The organism is Streptomyces otsuchiensis, from assembly GCF_004305975.1.
Lineage (GTDB): Bacteria > Actinomycetota > Actinomycetes > Streptomycetales > Streptomycetaceae > Streptomyces > Streptomyces otsuchiensis.
Genome location: NZ_BHZI01000296.1, coordinates 1 through 6,662 on the forward strand (window position 1 = coordinate 1; position 6,662 = coordinate 6,662).

The window sequence follows — 6,662 nt, forward strand, 5'->3', positions numbered from 1 at the left end:
GCCCCTCCCCGGACCCCTCCGGCCGGGGGCCCGGACCCCCACCCCGGGGCCCCGGGGCGCCCCGGAGCGCCCTCCGGCCCGGAATCCATCGGTCGCCACACCGAATTCCCGGCCGCCCGTGCACCACCCGTAAAACCCCGTGCACACCCACAACGAATTAGGCCGGTGAGCGAAAAGCCCACCGGCCGAATTCAACGGTCGGATGCGAATCCGAGGAATTCGGCGCTTAGTCGTGTCGGCTGATGTGCACGGTGTGCAGCGCGCGGCCGGGGATGATGCGGGCATGACCCGGCCCGAGCTGACCCAGCGGGAGGCGGCCGCCGCGTGCGGCGTCTCCGTCTCCACGATCCGCCGACGCCGAACGGACGGCGCCTTCCCCGGCGCGCACCAAGACGAGGCCCGAGGGTGGCTGATCCCGGTCCCGGACCTCCTGGCGGCCGGGCTGCGGCTGAACGCCCCGGCCGGGCCCGACCCGGCGGCTCCCCCGGCCGGGGAGGACGCGGCGGCGCTGCGGGAGCGCCTGGCCGAGGCGGAGCGGGGGCGGGAGCGGGCGGAGGTCGAGGCGGCGCACCTGCGCGAGCTGGTGGCCGCGCAGCGCGAGCACCTGGCCGACTCCCGGCGGGCGCTCCTGGCGCTGACGGCCGGGCCCACGGCGCGGGTGCCGGAGCAGGCGGACGGCCAGGAGGTGGCCGAGCCGACCCCGGCCGGGGCGGAGTCGGCACCGGCACCGGCGGAGGAGTCCCCCCGGCGGCGGTGGCGTCCCTGGCGGTGAACGGCGGCGGCCGGCCCCTGTCGCACGTCTGCTGCGCGCCGTGCGCCGCCTGTACTGCGCGGCCCGCCGGAAACGCGCGCTGACCTGCGTGTACGCCGCTGACAGTGCGGGGTGTGCAGGTGGTGCGGTGGTGTGTGCACCCCCTTGACGAACCTCTTGACGAAATCCGTCAACCGCAGGTCAGGGCGCGGGCGCGGGCTGGTCGGCAAGGGCGCTGAGCTGCTGGACAAGAAGCCTGCGGCGGGGGCTGGCGGGCACTCAGGGACTCCCCGGCCGGACGCGGGCTGTGGGGGTTTCACGAGCGGGTTCACGAGCGGGTTCACGAGCGGTTTCGCCCGGGGTTTCGCCCGGGGTTTCGCCCGGGGTTTCGCAACCGTATTAGTGAGAAATGGCAAGGATTCGGGGAAACCGCAGGTCAGGTGCCCTTTTTGGACGGGACTCCTCGGCTGACACCTCTCTCTGAACAGCTCGACTCTGTGACGTCACCCCCCGGCGCGCGGCCCGGCGGCGCCCCTGCGCCGAACGAGCGAGCACACCCGCACTGTCAGCGGCGCCGCTGCTGGTGGGGCCGCGTGTCGGCCGGTCCGCGCAGTACAGGCGGCGCACGGCGCGCAGCAGGCGCACGACAGGGGGGCGCCCTCCCCCGGGCGGCGGCGCCTGAGGGGCCTCAGGCGCCGCCTGACGGCCTCAGGGGGCCGGGATGGTGGTCTGGGTGCCCCCGAGAGTCTGCGCGCGGCGAGAGGCGGGCAGGCGGCGCGCTGCGTGCTCGGGTCCGGCTACGAGGTCGGGCACGGGGATGCTCCAGTGCCGGGCCAGCCGGTCGAGGTCGGCGACGCTCCACGGCGTGGCCCCGGCCTGGCGGCGCGAGATCTGCGCCTGCCCGAGTCCGATGGCGGCGGCCAGCTCTCGCTGCGTCTCGCCGGTGAGGTAGAGCACCAGGGCGACCGTGGCCATCAGGTCGCGCTCGGTGCTGGTCATCTGCTCATCCATGATGCCTCCGCATGTCTCATGCACTCTGGGCATATCGCGAGGTGGGGGCGGGGGCCGTGCACCGGCCCCCGCCGCCCCGTGCACATCGGTGTGCACGGGGCCTGACCTGCGTAGACGCGCTACAGGCCCATGTCGAGGTAGTCAATCTCGGCGATCTCGACGTCGAGGCCGGCGGCCCGGCGGTCGCCGTCGCGGAAGTACGCCTGGCCGAGCCCGTCGCCCAGGAGCTGCCGGAGGTCGGCCTCCGGCGCGCCCCGGTCGGCCGCCTCCAGCAGCCGCCCGGAGACCCCGGGGCTCAGCCGCTGGGTGATCAGCCGCATCCGGGCATCGTCGGTGGACCCGGGCGCGGCGGTGAACCCGAACCGGGCCCGGGTCTCGATGACGACCCCGGCCTCCGCCGCGCCCCGGATCGCGCGGGCCCGCACCCGCGGCTGCCACACCCGCCGCACCTCCCGGTCGAGGGCGGCGGCCAGCGCCGGGCCCGGCCGCCGGATCTCCCCGGTGAGGTAGCGCTGCACGGTGCGCGACGTCGTGCCGAGCCGGGCGGCGACCGCCCGGCTCGACCCCCGCTCCGCCCTGTGCAGCGCCCGCATCCGGGCCTGTGCGCTCTGCGGAACGGGACGGGTGTGCACGGCGGCCAGCGCCCGGTCCACGGCGTCCTGGATCTCACCCACGGGCGCTCACCCCGTGGTGCAGCGCGAGGTACTCGCGCCGGGCCCGCTCGATCTCCGCCGTGCAGTCCGAGCACAGCGGGACGTCGGGGCGGTCCCCGGCGCCCTTCCGGCCGCAGCCCTCCCCCTCGCACACCCAGGTGCCGACCGGCCGCATCGGAGGCTCGGGGCGCGGCCCGACCCGGCGCGGTTCGGGCAGGCCCGGCATCATCGCGGTCAGCCGCTCCCGCAGAGCGGCGGCCGCCCGCTCCGCCGCCCGCTCTCCGCAGTCGGTGCACTCGGCGCCGGTGGTCAGCAGGACGCCGCGCTCGCACGCCTGCTCCTGGCAGGGCGTGGCGGTCAGCACCTCCACCAGGTAGCCGACCGGCCGCCGGATCGGCTCCAGCGGCCCGGCGTAGCCCGGCGTGGCGCGCTCCCGGCCGCCCGCCTGCTGCCAGCCCTGGTAGAGGCGCTGCGCGGCGTGCTCGGGGCCGCGCGGGTGGAGCGCGAACGTGTCGGCGCCCCCCCCGTGCCCGAGGACCCGGCGGACCGCCTTCCGCAGGGTCGGCGGCCGGACGCCGCGCCGCTGGCCGATCGCCACCAGCTCGGCGTCGAGCATCGCCCAGACCTCCTCCTCGCCGGGGACCGGCGGAGGCGGCGGGGCGAGCTTCCTGGTCTTGGTCTTCGGGGCGGACTTCTTGGTGTCGGCGGCGGAGCCGCCCTTCCCCGGGGCAGGCTTCCCCGCCGCGCTGTCGCTGCCAGCCGCGCGGGCTTCACCACCCGCACTTTGGCCTACGGCCGACACCCCTGCTTCTCCACGACCTTCTTCAAGATCTTCTCCTAGGTCTTTTACCGCCGCATGGGTGCGGCCACCCCTGGCCGCATGGGTGCGGCCACCCCTGGCCGCATGGGTGCGGCCACCCCCTGAGCTGGCTGCTCGCTCCGCTGCGCGCTGCGCGGCCCGCTCGTCCCACAGGTGGTGGTCGAGCAGCTCGTACTCACTCGGCAAATGCCGACGCGGATTGGCTGGGTCGGGCTGCCGGTGGACCAGGAGCAGCCCGAGCCCTTCCAGCCGCCGGGTCGACCGGTCGACGGTGTCGACCGACCGACCGATGCAGCCCGCCAGGCGCCGTCGAGTAGGGACCCACGGGGGCAAGTCGTCCGGGTCCGAGACCTCGGGCGACACCCGCTCGGCCGTGTCGACGAAAGAAGCGATGGCGGCGTAGAGAGCTTTGTCCACCGGATCGACGGCTCCGTCGCGCGCCAGCTCGGCGTCGAACTTCACCCAGTCGAGGGCGACACCCCGCCGTGTGGCGCGGGGCAGGATGGGCTCAGCCACGCAGGTCACCCCCCTGTCGCCCGGCGGGGTGTCGCGCAGCGCTGTGCAGTCGTCGTACGCTCATGGGTGAGCGCACCTCCCAGCATGAGAGTGCTTCACCAGCGTCCCCGGGGTGCGAACTCGGGGCCTGGTCGGGTCGGGCCCCCGCCTTTTCGGCGGGGGCCCGTCTTGCTGTGGTCATGCTGCCGTACGGCCCGCCTCCCCCGAGGGACGCGGGCCGCGCGGCCCTAGAGGTCGTAGTCGTAGACCGACTCCCGGCCGCCACCGCTGATGCTGACGCCGTACTCGATCGCAATGCCGTCCGCGTCCCGCAGGATCGTGCGCGTCACCTTAAGCGCGGCGCCTTCTTCGAGGCCAAGAATTTCTGCCTCTTCGGGAGTGGCATTCCTCTCTGAAATGCGGTCCTGTCCGTGCGTGGCGGCACGGTCTGTCTTTTCTTCGAGATAGCGCCAGCTACCTTCCTTGATCCGCTCTGCTTCCAGCAAAAGCGGAGCAATTGCAGCGAGCGCGCCGTCATACCAAGAAGTCGAAGCGCTTCGAGCGACATTTTCCGCCGTGTACGTGATGCGCACTCGACGGATCGCCGGAGCGCCCTGGTCGATGTCGAGCACCTCGGCCACGTCGGCCGGAGCCGGGGCCAATTCGGCCTTCGTGATCTTCGCGTATTCGCCGGGGCTGTAGATCCGCCCCGCCTTGCGCACCGAGGCGGCGCGGTCCCGGCCGGACCGGTGCAGGCTGTCCGCCGCCACGCGGGTGCCGGACCCCTGCACGGCCTCGATCACGCCCTCGACCTTGAGCACGGTCAGCGCCTTCTGGGCGGTGGCACGTGAGATCGACCAGTCCTCGGCGAGCTGTCGATCGGTGGGGAGCAGGTCCCCCGGGGCCAGCTGGCCGGTCTCGATCTGCTCGCGGATCGAGGCTGTGACCTGCATGTATGGCGGTAGTGACCGCTGGATCTGAGGCATCGCTGCGTCCTTTCTCGTGGTGAGCGTAGAGCCTAGGCTAGCCCACATACTTGACATTGGCCTAGCCGCTAGGCCAATCTTTCTCCTGTCCGGCCCACACGGGGCCGACGCGGCCCCGTGTGGGCCGGACAGGAGAGGGGGTCTCCATGCCGCTCAAATGGCTTTTCCGCAGGTCATGGCGCCGGGTGGAGCCGGTGACGCGGACCGTCCTGCCCGAGTCGGACCGCCGCCAGGAGCAGGGGCCGGCGGCCGCCGCGCCGCCGGTGCCGCCGGTGCCGCCGGAGTTCCGGGGCGCGGCGCCGGCCGCTGACGAGCAGGCGGCCGGGGCGTGGCTCCGGGCGCGCCTGGACGGCGGTGTGCGATGAGCGATCAGGTCATCGAGGGCCGCGTGCTCGGCCCGGAGGAGTCGCTGCCGCCGGGGCTGGTCACGGACCCGGCGCCGGGCGGCACTCCCCCGGGGGAGGGGTCGGAGTCGCGCCGGGAGCGGCGTGCACGGGAGCGTGCACAGGCCCGTGACCAGCGTGCACGCGACCGTGCACAGGAGGAGCGGGGGCCGCGTCGGCGGGTGTGGTTCGGGAAGCCGGGCGACACCCCGCCGGGCGGCGCGCCGGGCCCGGCTGGTCCGCCCGCCGGTCGGCGTCACCCCCCGGCCGCGCCCCCGCCGCCGTCTCCGGCCCGCTCCTCGGCCCCGGCCGCCGGACCGCCGCCCGAGATCCACGTCCACATCACGCTCGGGGACCAGGAGCAGGAGCACGACCGCTGGGCGTGGCTGAAGGCGCGCCTGTGGTGGCCGGGCACGGTCGTGGGCGGCATGGCGGTCCTCGGGCCGCTGCCTGGGATCGGCTACTCGGTCGCCCAGATTTGGGGCTCCCTGTGCTGGTACCTCCGCGATGTCGTCTGGACCCCGCTGGGGTTCGTCGCGGCCGGTGGCCTCGTCCTCCTGGCGCTCCGCGCCGAAGCGCAGCTCCGCCCGCCCTCTCCCGGGTGGGTTCGCGTCGGCCGTGCCCGCGCCCTTCTCTTCACCGCCCTGATTGGCGGCGCCGGGGTGTTCACCCCCTGGGACGCCGTCTCGATCCTGACAGGAGTCACCCCATGACACAGGCCACTCAGCTCACTATTGGCGGCGCGGCCATCGGCCTGATGCTGCTGGGCATCGCCCTGCATCACTGGTGGAAGGGGAAGCGCGACCCGAAGGATTTGATCCCGAGCGCGGAGGGCGTGGCGGCCGGGGTGCTGGCCACCCTGTGCACCGGTGGCCTGATCGGCGGTGCGGCCGGGTGGATCGCGGGCGGCGCGAATGCGGCTGGCGGTTTCGCGATGGGCGCGGCGGCCGGTGCCGAGGATGGGGTGATCGCGGGGGCGGAGATGCCGCCGCTGTCCCCCGGGGGAGCGGTTCTCGTCGTCGTCGGCATCGTGGTGCTGTGCGTCGCGATCAAGGGGGCGCCGAAGGCGCAGCGCCGCCGGATCCTCGGCGGTGTCATCGTCGGCGCGACGCTCGGTCTGACCGCCGGTGCCGCTGCCATCCTCGGCGGGACGCTCGTGCCGATCGTCAATTCGATCGGGGACGCTGGCCTGGGCGTCATCGGCTACGAGGGTGGTGCCTGATGGGACCGCTGCTGCGAGGAGCTGACCGCCTCTGGTACGGGGCGCGCCTGGTCACCATCCGCACTCAGGGATCAGTTCGGGAGTGGGTGCGCGGGCCGGAGGACCGGCCGGTCACCGACCGCGCGCTCCGGCTGGCGACCCTCACCGGCGCCGGGTGGGTGCTGTGGGTCGGCGTCACCTCCGCCCCGCCCGTGATGTGGGGGCTGGCCGCCTGGGGGCTGTGGTCCTCCTGGCGAGTCACCCGGCCGCCCCGGGTTCACCCGGCCAAGGGCAAGACGGAGGGCAAGCCCGCCGCCGCCCCGGCCGGGGCGGCGGCGGGCTTGCCCTCCGTCTTGCCCTTG

At 74.3% G+C, this 6,662-nt stretch carries 9 protein-coding genes; 5 read left to right on the forward strand and 4 right to left on the reverse strand.

Translation table 11 applies throughout. The annotated features are described in order from the left end of the window. Positions 1-283: 283 nt before the first annotated feature. The gene (locus E0D90_RS21930) at positions 284-772 is read left to right on the forward strand and encodes a helix-turn-helix transcriptional regulator (RefSeq protein ID WP_130799766.1); all 489 of its coding nucleotides are present in this window, start codon (positions 284-286) and stop codon (positions 770-772) included. Positions 773-1,459: 687 nt separating this feature from the next. Here E0D90_RS21930 and E0D90_RS21935 read toward each other — a convergent pair. The 4 genes from E0D90_RS21935 to E0D90_RS21950 all read right to left on the reverse strand — a co-directional run bounded on the left by E0D90_RS21935 (position 1,460) and on the right by E0D90_RS21950 (position 4,716). Beyond that, positions 1,460-1,762, reverse strand: coding sequence for a helix-turn-helix domain-containing protein (locus E0D90_RS21935; RefSeq protein WP_227870394.1), 303 nt, complete (start codon positions 1,760-1,762; stop codon positions 1,460-1,462). 119 nt (positions 1,763-1,881) lie between these two features. Continuing rightward, a complete protein-coding gene (gene tpg, locus E0D90_RS21940) occupies positions 1,882-2,436 on the reverse strand; it encodes a telomere-protecting terminal protein Tpg (protein WP_130799767.1) in 555 nt (184 codons plus the stop codon). Continuing rightward, a complete protein-coding gene (locus E0D90_RS21945; RefSeq protein ID WP_130799768.1) occupies positions 2,429-3,751 on the reverse strand; it encodes a hypothetical protein in 1,323 nt (440 codons plus the stop codon). Before E0D90_RS21945 ends, tpg begins: the two co-directional genes overlap by 8 nt. A 227-nt stretch (positions 3,752-3,978) precedes the next feature. Further along, on the reverse strand, positions 3,979-4,716 hold the full coding sequence (locus E0D90_RS21950) for a GntR family transcriptional regulator (protein ID WP_130799769.1): 738 nt from the start codon (positions 4,714-4,716) through the stop codon (positions 3,979-3,981). A gap of 194 nt (positions 4,717-4,910) precedes the next feature. On the opposite strand from E0D90_RS21950, the gene E0D90_RS21955 reads away from it, so the two are divergent. From E0D90_RS21955 to E0D90_RS21970, 4 genes are all read left to right on the forward strand, one after another. Then, positions 4,911-5,081, forward strand: a complete 171-nt coding sequence (locus tag E0D90_RS21955) for a hypothetical protein (RefSeq protein ID WP_227870395.1) — start codon at positions 4,911-4,913, stop codon at positions 5,079-5,081. Next, positions 5,078-5,812, forward strand: a complete 735-nt coding sequence (locus E0D90_RS21960) for a hypothetical protein (RefSeq protein WP_130799771.1) — start codon at positions 5,078-5,080, stop codon at positions 5,810-5,812. The genes E0D90_RS21955 and E0D90_RS21960 overlap by 4 nt, the downstream gene beginning before the upstream one ends. Then, positions 5,809-6,321 (forward strand): hypothetical protein, encoded by a 513-nt coding sequence (locus E0D90_RS21965; protein WP_130799772.1) that lies wholly within the window; start codon positions 5,809-5,811, stop codon positions 6,319-6,321. The genes E0D90_RS21960 and E0D90_RS21965 overlap by 4 nt, the downstream gene beginning before the upstream one ends. Next, positions 6,321-6,662 (forward strand): hypothetical protein (locus tag E0D90_RS21970; protein ID WP_227870396.1); only part of this gene is annotated, 342 nt, incomplete at its 3' end. The genes E0D90_RS21965 and E0D90_RS21970, both read left to right, overlap by 1 nt.

What these genes read in the sequence shown, in the direction of transcription:
- E0D90_RS21930 (WP_130799766.1), top strand. Translation starts at nt 284, where the DNA reads ATGACCCGGCCCGAGCTGACCCAGCGGGAGGCGGCCGCCGCGTGCGGC.
- E0D90_RS21935 (WP_227870394.1), bottom strand. Translation starts at nt 1,762, where the DNA reads ATGGATGAGCAGATGACCAGCACCGAGCGCGACCTGATGGCCACGGTC.
- E0D90_RS21950 (WP_130799769.1), bottom strand. Translation starts at nt 4,716, where the DNA reads ATGCCTCAGATCCAGCGGTCACTACCGCCATACATGCAGGTCACAGCC.
- E0D90_RS21960 (WP_130799771.1), top strand. Translation starts at nt 5,078, where the DNA reads ATGAGCGATCAGGTCATCGAGGGCCGCGTGCTCGGCCCGGAGGAGTCG.
- E0D90_RS21965 (WP_130799772.1), top strand. Translation starts at nt 5,809, where the DNA reads ATGACACAGGCCACTCAGCTCACTATTGGCGGCGCGGCCATCGGCCTG.